We start from the raw sequence: 20,946 nt of genomic DNA, 5'->3' as shown, positions 1-20,946 counted from the left end.
TCACTGGCATTCACGCAGATTCCCTTCGGGGGCGTTAGCTCAGTTGGTAGAGCAGCGGACTCTTAATCCGTAGGTCGAGTGTTCGAGTCACTCACGCCCCACCACCGTGTTTCAGCGGTTGCCCCACGGCAGCCAGACCATTTTTGATGGGACGTTAGCTCAGTTGGTAGAGCAGCGGACTTTTAATCCGTTGGTCGGCAGTTCGAGCCTGCCACGTCCTACCAAAGATCTAGGGGCTTAGCCGCAGGGCTAAGCCCCTTTTTCTTGCCTCCGCGCGATCGGACGCCATCTCACCGAAGCGCAAGATGGCCGTGGTTGTTTCGTTGGGCGCCTGGGTGATCCGGAAGTCGCCCTGCAGGCTTCGCATCACGCGTTGACAGAGCACCAGGCGCATGCCAAGACCTCCCGACCCCTGGGGGCGGCTGGCGGTCAGTGCATCCAGGGCTTCGGCGGGTGGACGCCTTCCGTTGTGCGATAGGCGAATGCAGGCCTCGCCTTCGTGAGGACCCACGGTGATTCGCAGGCTTGGCTGTGCCATGCCGTGCAAGGCGCTCAGCGCCGTGCGCATCAGTGTGAAGAGCACCAGATGCAACAACCCGGCCTTCGAAGGAAGAGGGAAATCGCGCTCGACGTCGATCGAAATCCAGTCGCGTTCCTCGCCCACGAAAGGATAGCCTTCCAGCATCACCGACACCCGCCCGGAGGCCGAGATGGGGGCCGATCCCCCACGGATACAAGCGTTTTGGGCCGTTTCCGCGAGCCACGTCATCAGGGACTGGCAATGCCTTGCACTTCGTTCTGTGACTTCCAGCGCCTGTCTCACGGCGTCCGTGGGAGCCGGTACCGTGGAGAAGGCGCCCAAGCCATGGGTCATCGCATGGGTGTAGCCCTGAATCAGGGACAACGGGGTGTTGATTTCGTGGGCGAGGAAGGCAAGCGCATCGCGCAAGCCCGTGCCACCGTCCGCGCATCGCAGCGACTCCAGACGCCGCCTGCTGTAAAGGTTCATCGCCTCGCGAAGGTGTCGGCCCGTTGTGTGGGGCGCCAGGGGCTTTTGCAGGATTCGGAACACCGATGTCTCGTTGATTGCCGCGAAATCGGCTCGTGGGTCATGCCCATCGGTGATCAGCAGACGGACCAGATGGCCATGGCGCGTCTGGTCGTTGTGCGACAGCCTGGACGCCATGCGCCGCAGCAGGCGGTGGTCGGCCGCGATCACCGCCAGGCCAAGGCTTGGGCTGCGCAGAAGCTGCAAGGCCTCGTCTTCACCATGCGCGACACGGACAGGCCATCTCTCCGCGCGCATCGAGGCCATGAATCCATTTGGCAATGGCGTCGGGTCCGCCCACAGGATTTCGGGGGATGAGCAGGGCTGGGTGCTCATGCCTCAATCCTCGGAAGGAAGCACGTCGAACCCGGTGTCGAAGCGCAGGGGGACTTGAGTGTGCTGCTGGATGAACTCGTGCACGGAGCCCTTGCGGGAGTTCTTGGCGTGGTACATCGCTCGGTCCGCCAGCTGCAGCAGCGTCTTGCTGGAGCGGCCGTGCAGAGGTGCGTAGGCGATGCCGATGGAGGTGCTGATGACCAGCTGGTGGCGCTCGTCAGGCTGCCAGGGCACGTTCATCAGCTCACTGATGCTGGTGGCGATGCGCCGTGCCTGGTCGCACTCGGCGATGGAGAGCAGGATCACGAACTCGTCGCCGCCGATGCGTGCCACCAGCGGCTCGGACGCAGCCGGGTGGGCGCCCGCATGCTGACTGTGCCGCACGGCCACCCCCAGGCGACGGGCCACTTCGCACAGACACAAGTCGCCGATGTGGTGGCCGAGGGTGTCGTTGATGTGCTTGAGGTCGTCCACGTCCACGAAGAGCAGCGCGTATTGCAGCTCCTCGTGGCACAGGAGGTTCAAGTGGGCGTCCAGCTGCTGCATGAAATGGGAGCGGTTGAACAAGCCCGTCAGGGAGTCATGTTGCGAGAGCTCGATGAGGCGTGCTTCGGTCTGCTTGCGTTGGGAGATGTCGGACATGACGCAGGCATGTCGGAAGCCGTTCGCGTCGTGATAGCGGTCCACCACCAGCCGCACGGGCAAGGATCCCGCATCGGTGCGTCGCAGCCAGATGTCGCCGTTCCAATGGCCCTGGACCACCAGATGACTTTCGATGGTGGCGGCCAGGGCGGCGCTGCGATCGTCGAGCATGTGCCTCAGCGACATGTCGGTGGGGGTTGCCCCTTCAAAACCCATCATGCGCAAGGCCGCGGGATTGGCGAATTCGAGCCGCAGATCCTCCGACATTACCAGGACGGCCTCCGAGGTGTTGAGCAAGGGCAGGTGGTAGTCGATCATGCGGCCACGGACGATCTCTCGCCATCTCGATGGATGTGCACGATTTCGGCGAACCGCTCGCTCAGATCCACAAACGCATCGACGATGTCCGGATCGAACTGCGTGCCGCTGCCCTGTTGAATGATGTCGAAGGCGACTTTCTGCGGAAATGCCTCCTTGTAGACCCGCTTGGAGATGAGCGCGTCGAAGACGTCGGCCACCGCCATGAGCCTGGCGGCCACGGGAATGGCGTCGCCCTTGAGCCCGTAGGGGTAGCCTTTGCCGTCCCACCGTTCATGGTGGCCGATGACGATGTCCTTGGCATAGCGGAGGAAGTCGACGCGCCGGTCGTACAGCCTTTCGGCGTCCTCCAGCGCCTGCAGCCCCAGCGTGGTGTGGGTGCGCATGATGGTCATTTCCTCGGGCGTGAGGGCGCCCGGCTTGCGCAGGATGTGATCGGGAATGCCGATCTTGCCGATGTCGTGCAAGGGAGCGGATTGCGTGATCAACCGGATGGCGTTGGGCGTCAGTTCGGCGCTGAAGCGGGGGTGCTCGCGAAGCCGCTCTGCCAGCATGCGAACGTAGGCCTGCGTGCGCACGATGTGGCCACCGGTCTCCGTGTCCCGTGTGCGGGCCAGATTGACCAGCGCCAGCAGAGCGACATGCTGGGTGAGCTCGATGTGTTCGGTGCGTCGTCGGACTTCCTGTTCGAGTGCCGCCTCTCGATCGCGGTTGAGATCCTGGGCGGCTTTCAGCGACAGCTGCACCTGGATGCGGGAGGCCGCAATCCGTTCGTTGATGGGCTTTCGCAGGCAATCGGACGCGCCCACCTCGAAGGCTCGCGCCTCCCCCTCGGTGTCGATGTACGCCGACATGAGAACCACGGGAATGTGGCGCGTCGAGGCCTGTTCCTTCAGGCGTTCGCACACGGTGTAGCCGTCCGTGCCTTCCATGCACACGTCGAGCAGGATGAGGTCGGGCAGGCGCTCCATGGCGATGGCCAGGCCCGTTTCGCCGTTGTCGGCCTGGCTGAGCTCGTAGTTGGGCGCAAGCATCATTCCCAGGTGGTCCAGCATCTCGCGCGAGTCGTCGATGACGAGGATGTGTGGCATCCGAGGCGGTGAAATTTCGCGCATCAAGGTTCCTCCCGGTGAGTTCGTGGTGCAGGGGCTTCAGGCTGCGACAGGTGTTGCCAGCCGCTGGAGGCCGTGCGCAGCCACATGGCTTTTTCATCGAGCGTGACGAGGGTTTCGCCGTTGTCCGAGACGAAGGCCACGCGGGGCAGCGCCTGCGGCGCGGCCCGAAGCACTTGCCACGGATCGGATTGGGCCATGAGGTCCGTCAGGAGCGCCGCGAACGACAGGTAGCTGGTGGGTCCGGACACCCGGATGGGGTGAACCAGATCGGCCGGCCGTTGCGCGTCCAGACCGATGAGCTTGACGGCCACCGGCACGCGCGTGATCTCGGGCCAGGGGGTCTCGCGCAGACCCGCAATGTGTTGCGCGCCCTTGCGCAAGGCCGCGCCGTGTTCCGGCATCAGCACGACGAGCGTGGGACGCCCGGAGCGCTCGATGTCCCCGATGAAGCGGTCGATGTCGTGCAGCAGGACCTCGAGGCGCTGGCGGTAGCTGTCCATCATGTCCAGCGCGGGCGCATCGGGCACACGGTTGCCGTCGTGCAGGGTGACGGTGTTGTAGTAGAGCGCCTGGGGCGGTGCCGATGCACTCAGGCTGGTGCGCCAGGCGGTCAGCGCCGCATGGTCGCCGGCGATCGGCGAGCCATCGAAGGCTTTCATGGCCGCCGGCGTGCCTGGCCAGCGAACCGGCGTCTGGATCCTGACCGTGGTTTCGCCCTGGAGGGCCTCGGCAAATCCATCGAACTGGCCATCGTGGTTGAGATAGGCCTGAACCTGATAGCCGGCCAGATGGAGTTGCTGCAACAGGCCGCACCGGTCGGGCGCGGGCTTGTAGAGCGTGTCGTGGGGCATCTGCCCACAGTTCGCACGCATCAGGCGCAGCATGGAAGGGCCGCTGTAGCTGGTGACCGAGTTGAACTGATCGAACACAAGGTCGAACCGGCCAAACACATCCCTGCCACCCAAGCCCAGGGCATCGAGGTCGTCCCAGGACAGGGAGCACACATGCAACAGCACGACGTCGAAAGGGGGTTGCCGACCCGGCGCGAACGGGTAGCTGCGTTGCTGCTCGCCTTGCCAGAAGTCCCGTACCTTCGCCTGCGGATCCATGGCCGGCCCTCCGGGCGCGGCGGTCCGGGCCTCCACCTCGGAAGCGCCGGCCTCGACGACACGTTGCAGGACGTTTGACAAGGGCAGTGTCAGCAGCGCGAGGCACAGCAGGACGTCCAGCCGCAGCCATCGATTGAGCCAGAGGCAGGTCAGCAGCAGGACCACCAGCGCGGGCAGTGCATGGACGTCGAGCAGGCGAAGGCCCAGCTCCAGGGCATAGCCCGACGAAAAACCGGACAGCTGACCCAGCTGCAGCAGCAGACGCCCGCTCAGACCGATCCCGGCTTCATGGAGCACCAGGGCGAGCGCCGCAGGCCAGGCCAACAGCGCACGGGCCAGGCGCCAGCGGCGGCGCGGCAATGGCCAGTAGGCGATCAGGGCCAGAGGAAAGTTCAGCCACACCTGCAGGTGCAGGAGGTCTTGCGCGGCCAACCCCAGTTTGGACGCGAAGTAGAGATGCCAGATCACGGTGCGCTCTCCCGGTTCCATCGGTTGACGATGCGGTGCTTCGCGTCGCGCAGAACCAGCATGAACACGTGCAGATAGCCATTCACGCCGGTGCGCAGCAACTGCCACAGCTCCCACCCGGGACGGTCGCGGTGGCGCAGCGCGGACTGTCGGCGCCAAAGATCGGGGCGCGAGAAAGTGCAGGCCATGAGCGCGCGTTGCTCGGCGATGTCGAGCGGATCGATCCGGACGCCCAGCGAGGTGCCGCGAACGCGGGAAATGGTGGCGGGGAATGCATGCCAGGCCCGCCCGTCGTGCAGGTGCGCATGGCAAGCCTGGCCCGGTTGACAGGGCAGAGCCGCCAGGATCTCCAGTCCCACGCCTTCGAGCGAGAAATCGACCAGGCTGGCATGGTGTAGCGAAGCGCCGTTCACCTGCAGCCGGGCCGGCAGGCGGTGGGCGAGCCGGATCCGTGGCGCGCTTCGGACTTGGCGGGTCTCGGTGGCCACGCGCACCGCGACGCCCAGCAGCAGGAGGTTGAACACCGCCCACCCCATGTTCAGAGACACCGCGGCGCTGTCGAGCCGGCCGGTCTCCATCAGGCTGGCCACGCCGAAGAGCAAGGCGAGCAGGTTGGCTGAGATGAGAACGACGTAGGGTGTGGCGATGTGCCAGTCGAAGAATTCGTGTTCGATGCGGCCGCCTTTGGCTGTGACATTGAAGCGGCCCAGGCGCGGCGCGATGAGCGCCACGAGGGTGGGGCGCATGATGTACCAGGCGAGCACGGTTTCGTACACGCTGCCCCAGGAGGAAGCGCGAAACGGTCCCATCACCCGCTTCTCGAAAATCTTTCCCATCAGCAGGTGCGGCAGCAGGTAGGCCATCAGCGTGGGCACGGCGGCATCGAGCAACTGCAGGCCGAAGACGAGGTAGGCGATGGGTGCGGTCAACAGGATCAGACGAGGCAAGCCGTTGAAGAAGTGCAGCATGGCGTTGCAGTAGCACAGGCGCTGCATCAGGGTGAGCCCCTTGCCTCGCAGGGGGTTGTCGAGCCGGAAGATCTGGGCCATGCCCCGCGCCCAGCGGATGCGCTGTCCGATGTGGCCGGCGAGACTCTCCGTGGCGAGTCCTGCGGCGAGGATGCGCGGGAGGTAGGTGGTCGTGTAGCCGAGGCGATGCAGTTTCAGCGCGGTGTGCGCGTCTTCGGTGACGGTTTCCACCGCGATCCCGCCGATGGCCTCCAGGGCGCTGCGGCGCAGGACAGCGCACGACCCGCAGAAAAAGGTGGCGTTCCAGAGATCATTGCCGCTCTGTACAGGTCCGTAGAAGAGTTTTCCTTCGTTGGGGATGCCGCGTTCCAGGCGCGTGTTGCGCTCCATGGGGTCTTGTGAGAACAGGTGATGCGGCGTCTGCACCATGGCGCAGTCGGGCTTGTCGACCAGCCAACCCATGGTGGCGCGCAGGAAGTCCCGCACCGGGATGTGGTCGCAGTCGAAGATGGCGACGAATTCGCCCGATGTCCGCCCCAGTGCGTGGTTGATGTTGCCGGCTTTGGCGTGGCGGTTGTCCGTGCGGCGCACGTAGTTCACGCCCACGGCGCGGGCGAAGGCCTCGAATTCGTCGCGCCGGCCGTCGTCGAGCAAATGGATGTGCAACTTGTCGGCCGGCCAGTCCAGGTTCTGGGCCGCCAGCAGGGTGGGGCGCACCACGTGCAGCGGCTCGTTGTAGGTGGGGATGAAGACGTCCACATGCGGCAGTTCGGCCGCGGGCCGGTGGACCGGTGCTTTCGTGCGCCGCAGGGGCCACGCCGCCTGCGCGTGGCTGAGCAGCAGCACCAGCCAGTAGTAGACCTCGGCCGTGAGCAGCAACAGGCCGACCACGGTTTCCGCAACACCATTGAACTGCAGGGTTTGCGTGACCCGCCACCAGGCGTATCGGCCCGCGAGCAGCACGGAAATCCCCATGAGGAGCAGCACCTGTGAGCGGTCATCGGAACCCCTGGGCGCCCCGGCGCACAACCCGGCCACGGCCAGCAAGGCAGCCCCCAGCAGGCACTGCTGCGCGTTCGATGTGGGCGTGAGCACCATCGCCATCAGGACGAACAGCCCCAGGCAGGTCGCGACCCGCCAGGCCAGCTCGGGCGGATGGGCCATCCAGGGGTGCTCGGCGGCCTTGCGGCTGGCTGGGAGGCGCCTGCGCGCGGCGGCGAGGCGCGCAGGCTGGTACCCGGTCACGGGCTTGCTGGGCTCCTGCAGCGCTTTCAGCGCGGCACGCTCGGGCCCCGACAACACGGCGCCGGTCCAGCGCAGCAGGGCTGCGAGAGCCCGAGGACGCAGCACCCACAGGCTCAGGCGCCAGTGGGTCGGCAGACGATGGGCGCTGCGGGGGAAAGGTTCAAACGCCAGCATGGGGCATCACCGTTGAAGGCCACAGGGGCACGGGACCGCGCTGGGGTTTCTCTTGCCATCGCAGGTAGAGGTGAACCTGCTCCTTGGCGTAGTCGGGTGAACGCTCGGCCGCCACCCGAAAACCGGTGGTCCAGTGCGCGTTCATGCGGTACTCCCATGTGCTTTGCCATGCCCAGCCGGCACCCGGCCCACGGCTGCTGCCATACGTGCCTTGGCCCTGTGCGGCGGCCTGGGCCTGAAGGTCGGCTCGCGTAGGGAAGCGCGGCGCGCTCGTGGTGCTCGACTGGCTCCAGGATGGCGCCACGCGAACCACCCAGGAAAGATCGGTGCCGCGCATCGCCGCCTGCACCGGAACGCTCACCGTGGTGCTGCGTTGGGGGCTGTAGTAGCCACCATGACCCACGCTGTAGTGGTTCTGGTTGTTGTCGAAGGCGCGCAGGCGAAGCACCGGACCCACGGCCAGATAGTGGTCCGCACCACGGCTCAGGGCCCAGTCCACGCCCATGGCGGCCGCTTGCTCGCGGTTGGGCAGAACCTCGTGTCCGCGGTAGGTCGCCCATTCGAGTTGGGCAAAAGGCTCCAGCCCCCTCCAGGTGGTGGCCAATTGCAAAAGTGCCGACGTTCGGCGCACCGCACCCCAGCGGATGCCCGAAAACAGGTCGCGTTGGCCGCCGTAGGACAGCAGGCTTCCTGTGACGGGGCGGTGGGCCAGCGAGACGCCCCAGTCCGCCGAGCCCACGCGGCCCTTCAGGTCCAGGCCCGCGGCGAGGCCGGCGAATTCAAAGCCGAGCGGCGTGGTGCCGATGTCGGCGCGCCAACGGTCGGCTTCATAGCCGATCACCAGGGCGCGGCCCTGGGCGTGGGCGTGCATGGGCGTTCCGCCTGGACTCGGCGGTTGCCGCAATGCGGCGCTGCCCCAGTCGCCCGAGCGGATGAGCTGTGCGGCGTCCGCTCGCCCGGCTTCCAGCCGGACCGAGTCAAGCTGCCCGAACCAATGGCCATGGTCGCCCCAGGGCTGGCGCACCCGCAGGCTCGCGACCCGGGAGTCCAGCCGCGAGACGGCCTCATCGCCGGGCTTGTACACCCAGGTCAGTCCCGTGGCCACTTCGGGTTGTCGGCGTGCGTCCAATGCCTGCAAGGCGTTTCGGGATTCCCGGGCCACCCATTGAAGAGAGGCCGGTGCCTCCAGCGATTGCCGCACGGCCTGTTCGAGGCCCAGGCGAGCCTCGCCGCGCAAGCCTGCATCCCGCAGCGCCAAGGCGAGGGCGCGGGTGACATCGGGGCGCTCGGGATACCGTTCGCTGAGCGCCCGTCCGAGCCGCACCCCGTCCGCGGCGCGGCGCTGATCCAGGGCCTCCCACACCGCTTGAAGATCCGGTTCAGCGCGGGCGGGTGGTTCTTCTTCCGCCCGTGCTTCACCCACGTCGACCCGGGGGATACCTGCGTCGGCGGGCGCCTCGGGCAGGGCGGCTGGCGGCACATGGGCGATCACAGCTTGTGCAGGCTGCGCGATGGGTGTTCGCGCGGCCCTTGCCAGTGCGAGCGCTGATGGCGCGGGCCGCGCCGTTCTGGGTCGGGTGGACGTGGTTGGCACCCGTGAGTTGGCGGGCGCCAGCGCACCCCGCCGCGGCGGTGAGCCTGGGTTGGCCGCCAGGCCCAGCGTTTCCAGCGCCTCGGGGTGGCGCGGCTGGATGGCCAGCAGCTTGCGCATCAGTTGGCGAACCAAGTCCGGCCGCTGGCGTCCGGCCCAATACTGGGCGCTCTCGAGCAACTGCCGCACCTCGGGCGCATCGGCCGGTGCTTTCGCGTGAGATCCAGGCAGCCACAGGCCCCACACCAGCAGCACGAGGGCCACACGCATCACCGTCCCCGTGGCTCGCATGCGCTGTCCGGCAGGAGCAGTGCTCCTTGGGGCGTGAACCGGTAGCGACCCTCCATCCAGCCCAGCCCGAAGAGGGCCAGCGCATGGCTGTAGTAGCCGGGCGACTGGCGCGACAGGCTGGCGTCGATCCTCGTCTGCAAGTGCCGCTTCAGGGTGGTGAAGCCCAGGCTGTCGGCCAACACCAGCGCCGCGACATCGAACCCCGTAGGACCCTCCCGGGGCGTCTGCTCCGTGCTGAAGCAGGTGGCCGCGTTGAGTGCTTCCGGGGCATGGCCGTTTTGGCCCACCCAGTGCAACCAGGGAAGGAATGCCAGCGCGAGCCGTTCGAAAGCGGGGTCGTTGAGGGACAGACCCGTCCAGAGGTACGTGCGGATCGCGTTGTAGCTGCCCATCCCGTCGCTTTGCGGGTCGGCGTGCCACCCGCTGCGGGCATCCCAGATCGCCCATTCGGGCGAGATGCCGTGCGGCGCGGATTCCACCATCAGGCGCAAGGTGGGTTCGACCATTTCCAGCCATGCGTGCTGGCCCGTGAAGGCGGACAGGCCCCGGAGCAAGGGCACCGGGGCATAGCTTGGGTTGAGGCGCCATCGGTCGGGTCCAACTTGAAAGCCGATCGGAGCGGGCAGCAGGCTGCGCCCCAAGGCAGGCAACACGGCGCTGGCGTCCCGCAGCAGGCGGGCTGCGAGGCTTTGTCCCAGCCGCGTGTAGGCCTCGTCGTGCCAGAGCTGGCCTGCCGCCAGAAGGGTGTAGGCCAGCCACAGGTCGGCGTCGCTGGCGGGGTTGCTGTCGAGCAGTACCCACTGGCCCGAGGCCGATCGTCCCCAATGCCAGCCGGGGGCGAACTGGTGCAGGTTGCCTCGGGCCAGGTTGTTCCGGGTCCACTCGAGCAAGCTCGAGAACTGCTGCCTGTCACCCGCGACCAGGGCGAAGAACAGTGCGTACGCCTGTCCTTCCGAAACCGTGGGCTTGTGGGGCTGGTCAAGATCCTGCACCCGCGCATCGGGGCTGATGTAGGTCTTGCGAAAGGACTCCCACAAGGGCCAGTCGGCACAGGGAGCGGCCAGCGACATTCCGGGCAGGCCTGCGATCGCCAGGGCCAGGGCGCCTGTTGCGCCACGGCCCCAGCGGGTGACTCGGTGGAGCCGGATGGACCGTGTCGGTGGTGTCATGGCTCGGTCGGTGTCACCCTGGTGGTCTTGAGGCGCCGCGCAGCGTACAGCTTGAGGCGGATGCGGGCCGCCCACACCAGCAGGCCCAATGCCAGGGCCAGGGCCGCGGCCGCCAGCCAGGGATACATGGACAGGAACAGGGACATGCGTGCTGTCCAGGGAAGTTGGCCGGTGTGATAGACGGACGCACTCTCGTAGGACCGCACCTCCTGCTCGCGAACCACGGTAAGCCCCCCCTGGATTTGTGCAGCTTGCGCGGACTTGAGCAGGGCGGCCGATATCCAGTTCAGGCCCAGGGTCTGATCGCTGCTCAAGGCCACCACCGATCGGCCGGCCTGCAGGGGCGACTCGAAGCCGGCGATCACCGCCAAGCTGCCAGGTGCTTCCACCTGGAGTGGGGCCAGCGGTGGGTTCGCCGGCGTGTCGGCGCCTTCACGGGCAGGGCGCAGCCAGGAGCGCCAGCCGGCCACCTGAGTGGCTGGACCGCGCGTGTCCCTGCGATGGGCGTCGAGCGCAAGCATCGGACCCTTCTGCCAACCCTTGAGCAAGGTGTGCAACTGCGGCCCACCGACCAGCAGGAGGTCGCGGTCACGGACCTGCTCAAGCCTGTCGGGCGTGGTGATCTCGAAGTGCCAGGCGGGCGTGCCGGTCCATCGGCCGAAACTGCCCATCACCGCCAGCAGGGTTTCGATCTCGTGGTCGTCAGGTTGTGGGGGCAACACGATGGCGGTTTGGGCCAGATCCGCGTAACGCGTGAAAGGAAAGCCCGCTCCTGCGAAAGCCGCCAGATCGGGCATCTGCAGGAAATGCGGCAGTGCCGAGAAATCCAGCGTGGACTCGGCGTCCACCGAGGCCCGGGTGGACTCGGCGCGCCAGGCGCAGTCGCCGGCCTGGGGCTTCATGCCCAGTGGCAGTTGCACTTCGAGCGTGTTGCTTTGTCGTGGCTGGAACTCGGGGAGCTGCACGCGCACCGACCCCGACGCCTCGTCCGCGTCACCCAGCCATCGGCCCAGTCCGCCCAGGGCGTCTGAGGAAGAAGCGGCGGCCAGGCGCCAGGCGCGCACGAAGCTGTCGTTGAGTGCCAGACTCATGAGCGCGTGGTCCGTTGGCGCGGGCACGGCGGTGCGGTAGCGCAGGTTCAGCAGCGCGCTGCGGCCTGGGCCTTGCCAAAGATCGGGCGGTGTGCGCCAGCGCACCCGCACGGCGTCGGGATGGGCGCCCTGGAGTTGGAGCGCGGCGCGCTCCGGCACCAGCTCCCCCAGGCGAACGGGCTTGTCCGTGGCGACCCAGTTGGGCGCGTCGTAGGGCGGGCGGACGGGGATCGGCGCGAGCTCGTGAACCAGGACCGTGCTCCCGCTCATGGCCTGGCGGCCGAGGATCAGGCCCAGGGCCGCCGTGCGGAGCTCCTGCTCGTTGCGCCCTTGCAGCACCAGCAGTTTGACGTGGGGCAGTTTCGGATGGCGCATCAGCCGCACCGTGGGGCCCAGTGCCTCGGGCAGTTCAAGGCCTTCGGGGCCTGGTTGTTGCGGGCTGACCAGCACGATGGCATGGCGATCGGGCAGGCGGTCGCGCCGCACCGGGAAGACCGCGCCGCGCTCCCCCGCGAGCGAGCCCAGCCACGAGGCCATGATGGACGCGGTGCTCAGGCGGTCGCGGTCCGGCTGGGGCCCGAGGACCATGGGCACCTCGACACGGCCGGCGCCACGGCGATCGAACCAGGGCGCGGGAAACAGGGCCAGCTCGTCTTCCAGGGCGAGCGGTCGGATCGCGAGTTCGAAGCCCGTCGCGTCCACATCCACTTCGGCCCACAGGCTGTTGTGCAGCGGGTCTTCGCACGCCAGGGTGTAGTGCCCGACCAGGCGCAGGCTGAGCCAGTTGTCGTCCACGAACAGACGCGGGTCGAGTTCGATGGTCCGCACGATCCGCTCACCCGAGTGGTCCGCGCGAATGGGAACGACGGACAACAGTTTGTCGTTGAGGCGGACCTGAAGGTGGGACAGGGTGGGCAGCAGGGCCGGGGAGGGCGTGACTGCGAGGTTCAGGCGGGCGCGCACCACCATTTCATCGAGTCGCACGCCCAGGTGGATGCGTTGCTCGCTGTGCGCGCCCCGAAGCGTCAGGCGGTTGCCCGTGAGCTGCCGCAATGGCAGTTGCACGGTGCGCCAGGCGTCGGTGTTCTCAGGTGGAGGAGAAGGGGGCTGGGCCCAGGCGGGGCCCTGCGAGGCAGCCCAGATGCCGGCGAGCACGAGTGTCAGTCGCAGGCCGCGGGAGAAAGTGGAAACGGGGATGGAACGGGTAAACGGGGTAGGAGCGGCGAGGAGGAGGGGCACTGGACGCTGGGGCATGGGGCGAATGGCTGCGAACCATATCGCAGGCCATGCGCACAGCAGTCACAGGAGAATGAAGCGCTCCTATTCGGGAATCAGATGCTTGTTTTCATGGCCCAAGCGCACTTTTGAGGCTCCCAGCCACGGCCCCCACACCCGACGACCGTGCCAGATCCGGTGATGGAGACGTGGGGGTTTCATGCCAGCCGCGATGGACCCGCAAAGTTCACTTCTTCTTGAAGAAGCCGTAGATCACCAGCAGCAGGATCGCACCGATGACGGAGGCGATGAAGCCTACCGGCTCGCCCTGTTGGTAGAAGCCGAGCGTGGAGCCCAGGTAGCCGGCGACGAAGGCGCCTGCCACACCGAGGATGGCGGTCATGATCCAGCCCATGCCATCGTCGCCGGGCTTGAGCGCGCGGGCGATGAAGCCGGCAATGAGACCGATGAAAAGCGTGCCGAGAATGGACATCATGTTGAGGGACCCTCCTGGTTTGTGTGAGAAAGGCCGGTCCGCTTGACCGGCTTGCACAGGATACTCCAGCGCCTCCCGCCAGGGCCTACAGGGTTGTCCCGCCCGGCTCAGGCGGCTGCCGCCGCCTCGATCGCCTCGTGCAGTTCCAGCCAGCGCGCCTCCAGCGTGTCGTTCTCATCGTTCACGGCCTTGAGGCGGCGGCCCGATTCGGCGATGTCGGCCGGGCTGGCGGGCTGGCTCATGGCGGCTTCCAGGCGCGTTTTCTCCTGGGCGAGTTGCGCCATGCGCTTCTCGGTTTGTTCGAGTTCCTTTTTCAAGGGCTTGGTCTTTTCCGCCACCTGCTGGCGGCGCTGCGCGTCCTGGCGCTTCTGTTCCGGCGTGCGAGCGGGCTCCGGCGCCTTGGGGGCGGCCACCGGAGCGGCTGCGGGCGGTGGCGCGGGGCTGCGCGACTGCCCACGCTGCTCCTGGCGTTGCGCCTCGCGCGACTGCTTGGCCACGTCGAGCAGGTAGCGCTGGTAGTCGTCGAGGTCGCCGTCAAAGGGTTCGATGCCACCGCGCGAGACCAGCCAGAACTCGTCGCACACGGCGCGCAGCAGGGCGCGATCGTGGCTGACCAGCATGACGGTGCCTTCGAATTCGTTGAGCGCCACGGACAGGGCTTCGCGTGTGGCCAGGTCCAGGTGGTTGGTGGGCTCGTCGAGCAGCAGCAGGTTGGGGCGTTGCCAGACGATCATGCACAGCACCAGCCGCGCCTTTTCGCCGCCGCTCATGCTGCCCACACTCTGCTTGACCTGGTCGCCCGTGAAGTTGAAGTTGCCCAGGAAGCTGCGCAGGTCCTGCTCGCGCGTGGGCTGGCCGCTCAGGCGCCCTTGCGCGGTGCAGTCGCGCACCAGGCGGATCATGTGCTCCAGCGGGGTGTCGGCGGGGCGCAGCACGTCGAGTTCCTGCTGGGCGAAGTAGCCGATGTTGAGGCCCTTGCCTTCGGTGATCTGGCCCGCCAGCGCCTGCAGATCGCGGGCGATGGTCTTGACCACCGTGGACTTGCCCTGGCCGTTGGCGCCCAGGATGCCGATGCGCTGGCCGGCCAGCACCGAGCGGCTGATGCCGCGCACGATGGCCACCGGCTCGCCGCCGGGCTCGCGCGGTGGGTAGCCGAAGGTGACGCCTTCCATGGCCAGCATGGGGTTGGGCAGGTTCTGCGGTTCGCTGAATTCGAAGTTGAAGTCGGCCTCGGCGAGCACGGGCCCGATCTTCTCCATGCGCTCCAGCGCCTTGACCCGGCTCTGCGCCTGCTTGGCCTTGCTGGCCTTGGCCTTGAAGCGGTCGATGAACTTCTGCAGGTGGGCCATCTTCTCCTGCTGGCGCGCGTACGACGTGGCCTGCAGCGCCATCTGCTCGGCGCGCATGTCCTCGAAGCGGCTGTAGTTGCCGCCATAGCGGTTGAGCAGCGCACGCTCGATGTGCACGGTGACGTTGGTGATGGCATCGAGGAACTCGCGGTCGTGGCTGATCACGAGCAGGGTGCCGTCGTAGCGCTTGAGCCAAGCTTCGAGCCAGACCAGGGCGTCCAGGTCCAAGTGGTTGGTGGGTTCGTCGAGCAGCAGCAGTTCGCTGGGGCACATGAGGGCGCGCGCGAGCTGCAGGCGCATGCGCCAGCCGCCGGAGAAGCTGTCGACCGGGCGCTCCAGCTCGTCTGTGCGGAAACCCAGGCCGAGGATCAGGGCCTGAGCACGCGCGGGCGCGTCGTGCGCGCCGGCATCGTGCAAGGCCATGTAGGCGTGGGCCATGCGCTCGCCATCACCGCTGTCTTCGGCGGCGGTCACTTCCTGCTGGGCTTTGAGCAGCGTGGAGTCGCCTTCGATGACGAACTGCGTGGCGGACATGTCGGTCTCGGGCATGTCCTGCGCGACCTGCGCCATGCGCCATTGCGGGGGCACGTAGAAGTCCCCCTTGTCTTCGTGCAGGGTGCCATCGAGCAGGCGGAACAGGCTGGACTTGCCGGCGCCGTTGCGGCCCACCAGGCCGACTTTTTCCCCGGGGTTGATGGTGCAGGAGGCGCCATCGAGCAAGACCTTCGCCCCGCGGCGAAGGACAACATTCTTCAAAGTGATCATGGAGCGGGCGCCTGCGAGATGGGCAGCGCCAAAAGGGATTCAAGGGTGAGCAGCAGGACCTGGTTGTCGCCTGCGCTGGTTTCGAGCCAGATGGCTTCGAGCTGAGGGAAGGCCGCTTCGAAATGCCCGCGTTCATTGCCGATTTCGAGCACCAGCACACCGGCAGGCTTCAGGCAGCGCGCCGCGTCGCGCAGCAGGGTGCGCACGAAGTCCATGCCGTCGCGGCTGCCGGCCGTGTTGCCGTCCAGCGCCAGACCGGGCTCGGCCAGGTACTCGGGCGGCAGCGTGGCCATGCTCTGCGCGCTCACGTAGGGTGGGTTGCACAGGATCAGGTCCCAGGGGCCGCGGCAGGCGGTCAGCCCGTCGGACTCGACCAGCCGGATGCGGTGCTGCAGCCCATGCCGATCCACGTTGATGCGGGCCACGGCCAGCGCATCGGGCGAAATGTCGGCGCCGGTGACACGCACATCGGGGTAGGCCATGGCGGCAAGCACGGCCAGGCTGCCGTTGCCGGTGCACAGGTCGAGTACATCGCGGGACCGCTCGTCCAGCCAGGGGTCGATCGAGCCTTCGGCCAGCAGTTCGGCGATGAAGCTGCGCGGCACGATGGCCCGCCGGTCCACGTAGAAGGGCACGCCCTGCAGCCAGGCCTCGCCGGTGAGGTAGGCCGCGGGCTCGCGCGTGTCGATGCGGCGCTGGATCAGGGCCAGCACGGCGGACTGTTCTTCGGTCGTCACGCGGCGCCTGGCCAGGGCTTCCAGGTCGCTGTCCAGCGGCAGGCCGAGTTGCCAGAGGACCAGCCAGGCGGCCTCGTCCTGGGCGTTGGTCGTGCCGTGGCCATAGGCCAGCTGCGCGGCCTCCAGGCGTTGGCGGGCTTGGATGAGGAGTTCGTTCAGGTTCACGGTGGGCTCAAGCAGGCGCACGGGCCAGGGCGTCGAGATGCTCCAGCGTGCGGCGGTAGATGTTCTTGAGCGGTTCGATGTCGGCCAGGGCCACGTGCTCGTCGATCTTGTGGATGGTGGCGTTGGGCGGGCCCAGCTCGATCACCTGTGGGCAGACCTGCGCGATGAAGCGGCCGTCGCTGGTGCCGCCGGTGGTGGACAGCGTGGTGGCCACGCCGACCTCGTCGTGGATGGCCGCGCGCACCGCGTCGACCAGCGTGCCCGGTGGCGTGAGGAAGGGCCGGCCTCCGAGCGTCCAGTCGAGATCGAAGTCGGCGCCGGGCTGCAGGCCGTGCCGCTGCAGCAGCTCGCCCACCCGCTGCTGAAGGCCCTCGGGCGTGGACTCGGTGGAGAAACGGAAATTGAAATCGATCACCACCGTGCCCGGGATCACATTGCTCGCGCCGGTGCCGCCGTGGATGTTGCTGACCTGCCAGCTGGTCGGCGGGAAGAATTCATTGCCTCCGTCCCATACCGTGGCCGCGAGTTCGGCCAGCGCGGGGGCGGCGAGGTGGATCGGGTTCTTCGCCAGGTGGGGGTAGGCAATGTGGCCCTGGATGCCCTTGACGGTGAGCTTGCCGCTCATGGTCCCGCGGCGCCCGTTCTTGATCATGTCGCCGGTGCGCTCGACCGAGGTCGGCTCACCCACGATGCACCAGTCCAGCCGCTCGCCGCGCTGTTGGAGGGTATTGCAGACGATCACCGTGCCGTCCAGCGCGGGGCCTTCCTCGTCGCTCGTGAGCAGGAAGGCCACGTCGATGGCGGGCGCCGGGTTCGCGGCCACGAACTCTTCGCAGGCCACCACCATGGCCGCCAGCGAGGTCTTCATGTCGGCCGTGCCCCGGCCGAACAGCTTGCCGTCGCGGTGGCTGGGCACGAAGGGGTCGCTGGCCCAGGCGGTCAGCGGGCCGGTGGGCACCACGTCGGTGTGGCCGGCGAACACCAGGGTGGGCCGCCGGCCCTGGCCCAGGCGGGCCCAGAGGTTGGTCACACGAAAGTCGGCCGGGCCGCTCTCGATGGTCTCGCAGGCGAAGCCCAGCCGCGCCAGCCGCGCGCCGATCAGCGCCTGGCAACCTTCGTCGCAGGGGGTGACGGAGGGGCAGGCGATCAGGGCTTCGGTCAGGCGCAGGGTGTCGGTCATCGGATCAGAATTTGACGTCGAGCGTGAACTCGGTGAAGGTGGCGCTGTCGCCCCCGTCCTCTTCGCTGGCCTGCGCGGCTTCGCTCGCCTTGGTGGCGTTGAAGTCGTTCTGCAGGCGCCAGAGCAGGTTGTTGGGCGAATCGGCATGGGCCAGGCCCTCATTGCGCGCGACCAGGCCATCGTTGATCAGGCGGGCCAGGTCCTGCTCGAAGCTTTGCGAACCTTCGGCCAGCGACTTCTCCATGGCTTCGCGCACACCCGAAAAGTCGGCCTTCTGAATCAGGTCGGCAATCAGCGAGGTGTTGAGCATCACCTCCGTCGCCGGCACGCGCCCACCGGTGTGGGTGCGCAGCAGGCGTTGCGAGACGATGGCGCGCAGCGCGGCGGCCAGGTCGCCCAGCAGCGTGGGGCGCACCTCGACCGGGTAGAAGCTCAGGATGCGGTTGAGTGCCTGGTAGCTGTTGCTGGCGTGCAGCGTGGCCAGGCACAGGTGGCCTGACTGCGCATAGGAAATGGCGGCCGACATGGTCTCGCGGTCGCGGATCTCGCCGATCAGGATCACGTCCGGCGCCTGGCGCAAGGCATTCTTCAGGGCGACCTGCAGCGAGGCGGTGTCTGGCCCGATCTCGCGCTGGTTCACCACCGACTTCTTGTTGCGGTAGACGTACTCGATCGGGTCTTCGATCGTCAGGATGTGACCCGTGGCGCGCTCGTTGCGGTGGTCGATCATGGCCGCCAGCGTGGTGCTCTTGCCGGCGCCGGTGGCGCCGACCATGAGCATGAGCCCGCGTTTTTCCATGATGAGATCGGCCAGCACGGGCGCCACGTTGAGCGAATCCAGCGGGGGGATCTCGCTCGACACGAATCGGATCACCACCGCGACGTGGCCGCGCTGGCGGAACGCGCTGACGCGGAAGTTGCCCAGGTTCTCCAGCGGCACGGCCATGTTGAGCTCGCCGGTTTCCTGCAGCTCTTCCATGCGGGTGGGCGGCACGATCTCGGCCAACAGGTTGCGCGGCGCCTCCGGCGGCAGCACCTGGCTGTTGACGGGGATGGTCTGGCCGTTGATCTTGATCATGGCCGGCGCGTGCGCCGTCAGGTACACGTCCGAAGCCTTCTTGTCGGCCATCAGGCGCAGGATGCGCTCCATCGTTCCGCTGCTCATACCGAACCTTTCATGCCATCAAACAAGAGAGAGACACGTCAACGAAAGGCCGCCGGCCCAGAAGCACCGCCGAACCGGCTTTGCCGGGCGGCAGGTGCTGCCCCCTCGAAGGGGGTCGCGCGGAGCGCGGCGGGGGTGGTCATGGTCAATCGCGCAGGAGGTCGTTCAGGCTGGTCTTGGCGCGGGTCTGCGCATCCACGCGCTTGACGATGATCGCCGCGTACAGGCTGTATTTGCCGCCGTCCTTGGGCAGGTTGCCGCTGATCACGACCGAACCGGCCGGCACGCGGCCGTAGCTCACCTCGCCGGTGGCGCGGTCGTAGATCGGGGTGCTCTGGCCGATGTACACGCCCATGGAGATGACCGAGTTCTCTTCGATCACCACGCCTTCGACGACTTCGGAACGGGCGCCGATGAAGCAGTTGTCTTCGATGATGGTGGGGCCGGCCTGCAGCGGCTCCAGCACGCCGCCGATGCCCACGCCGCCCGAGAGGTGCACGTTCTTGCCGATCTGCGCGCAGGAGCCCACCGTGGCCCAGGTGTCAACCATGGTGTTCTCGTCCACGTAGGCGCCGATGTTCACGTAGCTGGGCATGAGGATCGCGCCCTTGGCGATGTAGCTGCCGCGGCGGGCCACGGCCGGCGGCACCACGCGCACGCCGGTGGCCTTCATCTCGGCTTCGCTCAGGTGGGCGAACTTGGTCTTGACCTTGTCGAAGAAGCCGAGGTCGCCGGCGCGCATGACTTCGTTGTCCTTCAGGCGGAAGGAGAGCAGCACGGCCTTCTTGATCCACTGGTGCACCGTCCACTGGCCCACGCCTTCGCGCGTGGCCACGCGCAGCTTGCCGTTGTTGAGTTCGGAGATCACATGCTCCACCGCGTCCACCACTTCCTTGGGAGCGGAGGCGGGGGAGAGTTCGGCACGGTTGTCCCAGGCGTTGTCGATCAGGGTTTGCAGTTGTTGGGTCATGGTCTCAGAGGAGCAAGGGTGAAGAAAAGAAAAAGCGGGAGGGCGCGGCGTCAGGCGCGGCGCGACAGGAAGGCCTGGATGCGCGCGGCGGCTTCCAGGCACTCGGCGGGTTCGGCCACCAGGGCCATGCGCACGCGGCCGGTGCCCGGGTTCACGCCGCCGACCTCGCGGGCCAGGTAGCTGCCGGGCAGCACCGTCACATTGTATTGAGCCAGCAGCTCGCGGGCGAAAGCCTCGTCGGCGCTGAGGCCGGTAGCTGCGTCGGCAAACGAGGCCGGCACGGCGGCCCACAGGTAAAAGGAGGCGTCGGGCAGGGCCACGTCGAGCACCTGGGCCAGCAGCGGCGTGACCTGGGCGAATTTCTCGCGGTACTGGCGCCGGTTGTCCACCACGTGGCCTTCATCGCCCCAGGCCGCCACGCTGGCCGCCTGCACCACCGGGCTCATGGCGCCACCGTGGTAGGTGCGGTAGAGCAGGAAGGGCTTGATCAGCGAGGCGTCGCCCGCCACGAAGCCGCTGCGCAGGCCGGGCACGTTGCTGCGCTTGGACAGGCTGGTGAACATCATCAGGCGGTGCAAGTCGGTGCGGCCCAGGCGTTGCGCGGCTTCCAGGCCGCCCAGCGGGGCGTCGTCGCGGAAGTAGATCTCGCTGTAGCACTCGTCGGAGGCGATCACGAAGCCGTGGCGGTCGCTCAACTCGAACAGGCGCTGCCATTCGTCCAGCGGCATCACGGCGCCGGCGGGGTTGCCGGGCGAGCAGACGAACAGCAACTGTGTGCGCGCCCAGACCGTCGCAGGCACGCTGTCCCAGTCGGCCGCGAAATTGCGCGCGGGATCGCAGGCCACGTAGTGCGGTTCGGCTCCGCCCAGGAAGGCCGCGCCTTCGTAGATTTGGTAGAACGGGTTGGGCATCACCACGGTGGCGCCCGGGCGCGTCGGGTCGATCACGGTCTGCGCGAACGCGAACAGCGCCTCGCGCGAACCGTTGACGGGCAGCACCTGGGTGGCCGCGTCCAGCGCCACGCCGTAGCGCCGCTGCACCCAGGCGGCACAGGCTTCGCGCAACGCCGGGGTGCCCGCAGTGGCCGGGTAGCTGCTCAAGCCGGTGTCGAGCGAGGCGGCCAGGGCCTGTTTCAGGAAGTCGGGCGCGGCGTGCTTGGGCTCGCCGATCCCCAGGCTGATGGGGCGCAGGGCGGGGTTGGGGGTGATGTCGGCAAAGAGCTTGCGCAGCCGCTCGAAGGGGTAGGGCTGCAGGCGCGAGAGCAAGGGGTTCATGGCCGACGATTATCGGGCTTGGCGCAAAGGGTGCACCGTACCGTACCCCGGGGCGCATGCACGGT

The 20,946-nt window shown here is 67.5% G+C and carries 15 protein-coding genes and 2 tRNA genes; 2 read left to right on the top strand and 15 right to left on the bottom strand.

What is annotated here, in order from left to right; translation table 11 throughout:
* Nucleotides 1-28: 28 nt before the first annotated feature.
* Nucleotides 29-104, top strand: a tRNA-Lys gene (locus ACODTB_RS15500).
* A gap of 44 nt (nt 105-148) precedes the next feature.
* Nucleotides 149-224: transfer RNA gene (locus ACODTB_RS15495), tRNA-Lys, on the top strand.
* 5 nt (nt 225-229) lie between these two features.
* Here ACODTB_RS15495 and ACODTB_RS15490 read toward each other — a convergent pair.
* The 15 genes from ACODTB_RS15490 to dapC all read right to left on the bottom strand — a co-directional run bounded on the left by ACODTB_RS15490 (nt 230) and on the right by dapC (nt 20,881).
* Entirely contained in the window at nt 230-1,384 is a 1,155-nt protein-coding gene (locus tag ACODTB_RS15490) for a sensor histidine kinase (RefSeq protein WP_291117019.1), read from the bottom strand.
* 3 nt (nt 1,385-1,387) lie between these two features.
* Entirely contained in the window at nt 1,388-2,344 is a 957-nt protein-coding gene (locus tag ACODTB_RS15485; RefSeq protein WP_291117016.1) for a diguanylate cyclase domain-containing protein, read from the bottom strand.
* Complete coding sequence (locus ACODTB_RS15480) at nt 2,341-3,435, bottom strand: HD domain-containing phosphohydrolase (protein WP_291117013.1); 1,095 nt, start codon at nt 3,433-3,435, stop codon at nt 2,341-2,343. Before ACODTB_RS15480 ends, ACODTB_RS15485 begins: the two co-directional genes overlap by 4 nt.
* A 23-nt stretch (nt 3,436-3,458) precedes the next feature.
* Nucleotides 3,459-5,036: a cellulose biosynthesis protein BcsG gene (gene bcsG, locus ACODTB_RS15475; protein WP_291117011.1), complete on the bottom strand. Its 1,578-nt coding sequence runs from the start codon at nt 5,034-5,036 to the stop codon at nt 3,459-3,461.
* The gene (bcsA, locus tag ACODTB_RS15470; RefSeq protein ID WP_488929463.1) at nt 5,033-7,423 is read right to left on the bottom strand and encodes a UDP-forming cellulose synthase catalytic subunit; all 2,391 of its coding nucleotides are present in this window, start codon (nt 7,421-7,423) and stop codon (nt 5,033-5,035) included. The genes bcsG and bcsA overlap by 4 nt, the downstream gene beginning before the upstream one ends.
* The gene (locus ACODTB_RS15465) at nt 7,410-9,305 is read right to left on the bottom strand and encodes a cellulose synthase subunit BcsC-related outer membrane protein (RefSeq protein ID WP_488929462.1); all 1,896 of its coding nucleotides are present in this window, start codon (nt 9,303-9,305) and stop codon (nt 7,410-7,412) included. The genes bcsA and ACODTB_RS15465 overlap by 14 nt, the downstream gene beginning before the upstream one ends.
* Nucleotides 9,284-10,375, bottom strand: a complete 1,092-nt coding sequence (bcsZ, locus tag ACODTB_RS15460; protein ID WP_291121508.1) for a cellulose synthase complex periplasmic endoglucanase BcsZ — start codon at nt 10,373-10,375, stop codon at nt 9,284-9,286. Before bcsZ ends, ACODTB_RS15465 begins: the two co-directional genes overlap by 22 nt.
* 95 nt (nt 10,376-10,470) lie before the next feature.
* Nucleotides 10,471-12,630 carry a cellulose biosynthesis cyclic di-GMP-binding regulatory protein BcsB gene (bcsB, locus tag ACODTB_RS15455; RefSeq protein WP_291121510.1) on the bottom strand — a complete coding sequence of 720 codons (2,160 nt, stop codon included), beginning with the start codon at nt 12,628-12,630 and terminating at the stop codon, nt 10,471-10,473.
* A 397-nt stretch (nt 12,631-13,027) separates the two neighbouring features.
* Nucleotides 13,028-13,276, bottom strand: a complete 249-nt coding sequence (locus ACODTB_RS15450) for a GlsB/YeaQ/YmgE family stress response membrane protein (RefSeq protein WP_291121513.1) — start codon at nt 13,274-13,276, stop codon at nt 13,028-13,030.
* A gap of 107 nt (nt 13,277-13,383) precedes the next feature.
* Nucleotides 13,384-15,390 (bottom strand): ABC-F family ATP-binding cassette domain-containing protein, encoded by a 2,007-nt coding sequence (locus ACODTB_RS15445; protein WP_291121516.1) that lies wholly within the window; start codon nt 15,388-15,390, stop codon nt 13,384-13,386.
* Nucleotides 15,387-16,292: a 50S ribosomal protein L3 N(5)-glutamine methyltransferase gene (gene prmB, locus ACODTB_RS15440; RefSeq protein ID WP_291121518.1), complete on the bottom strand. Its 906-nt coding sequence runs from the start codon at nt 16,290-16,292 to the stop codon at nt 15,387-15,389. The genes ACODTB_RS15445 and prmB overlap by 4 nt, the downstream gene beginning before the upstream one ends.
* Before the next feature lie 7 nt (nt 16,293-16,299).
* Nucleotides 16,300-17,472 carry a succinyl-diaminopimelate desuccinylase gene (gene dapE / locus ACODTB_RS15435; protein WP_291121520.1) on the bottom strand — a complete coding sequence of 391 codons (1,173 nt, stop codon included), beginning with the start codon at nt 17,470-17,472 and terminating at the stop codon, nt 16,300-16,302.
* A gap of 4 nt (nt 17,473-17,476) precedes the next feature.
* Entirely contained in the window at nt 17,477-18,637 is a 1,161-nt protein-coding gene (locus tag ACODTB_RS15430; protein ID WP_291121522.1) for a PilT/PilU family type 4a pilus ATPase, read from the bottom strand.
* 145 nt (nt 18,638-18,782) lie between these two features.
* On the bottom strand, nt 18,783-19,607 hold the full coding sequence (gene dapD, locus ACODTB_RS15425; RefSeq protein WP_291121525.1) for a 2,3,4,5-tetrahydropyridine-2,6-dicarboxylate N-succinyltransferase: 825 nt from the start codon (nt 19,605-19,607) through the stop codon (nt 18,783-18,785).
* A 50-nt stretch (nt 19,608-19,657) separates the two neighbouring features.
* Complete coding sequence (gene dapC, locus ACODTB_RS15420) at nt 19,658-20,881, bottom strand: succinyldiaminopimelate transaminase (protein WP_291121527.1); 1,224 nt, start codon at nt 20,879-20,881, stop codon at nt 19,658-19,660.
* Nucleotides 20,882-20,946 lie beyond the last annotated feature (65 nt).

The sequence above is a fragment of the Hydrogenophaga sp. FG152 genome (assembly GCF_057809615.1).
Note: the sequence above shows the minus strand (reverse complement) of the source record. Positions and strands in the feature narration are given on the sequence as shown.

Bases quoted from the DNA above. Each gene is read 5' to 3' on its own strand.
- ACODTB_RS15490 (WP_291117019.1), bottom strand. From the start codon at position 1,384: ATGAGCACCCAGCCCTGCTCATCCCCCGAAATCCTGTGGGCGGACCCG.
- ACODTB_RS15485 (WP_291117016.1), bottom strand. From the start codon at position 2,344: ATGATCGACTACCACCTGCCCTTGCTCAACACCTCGGAGGCCGTCCTG.
- ACODTB_RS15480 (WP_291117013.1), bottom strand. From the start codon at position 3,435: ATGCCACACATCCTCGTCATCGACGACTCGCGCGAGATGCTGGACCAC.
- bcsA (WP_488929463.1), bottom strand. From the start codon at position 7,423: ATGCTGGCGTTTGAACCTTTCCCCCGCAGCGCCCATCGTCTGCCGACC.
- ACODTB_RS15465 (WP_488929462.1), bottom strand. From the start codon at position 9,305: ATGCGAGCCACGGGGACGGTGATGCGTGTGGCCCTCGTGCTGCTGGTG.
- bcsZ (WP_291121508.1), bottom strand. From the start codon at position 10,375: ATGTCGCTGGCCGCTCCCTGTGCCGACTGGCCCTTGTGGGAGTCCTTT.
- ACODTB_RS15450 (WP_291121513.1), bottom strand. From the start codon at position 13,276: ATGATGTCCATTCTCGGCACGCTTTTCATCGGTCTCATTGCCGGCTTC.
- ACODTB_RS15445 (WP_291121516.1), bottom strand. From the start codon at position 15,390: ATGATCACTTTGAAGAATGTTGTCCTTCGCCGCGGGGCGAAGGTCTTG.
- dapE (WP_291121520.1), bottom strand. From the start codon at position 17,472: ATGACCGACACCCTGCGCCTGACCGAAGCCCTGATCGCCTGCCCCTCC.
- ACODTB_RS15430 (WP_291121522.1), bottom strand. From the start codon at position 18,637: ATGAGCAGCGGAACGATGGAGCGCATCCTGCGCCTGATGGCCGACAAG.
- dapD (WP_291121525.1), bottom strand. From the start codon at position 19,607: ATGACCCAACAACTGCAAACCCTGATCGACAACGCCTGGGACAACCGT.
- dapC (WP_291121527.1), bottom strand. From the start codon at position 20,881: ATGAACCCCTTGCTCTCGCGCCTGCAGCCCTACCCCTTCGAGCGGCTG.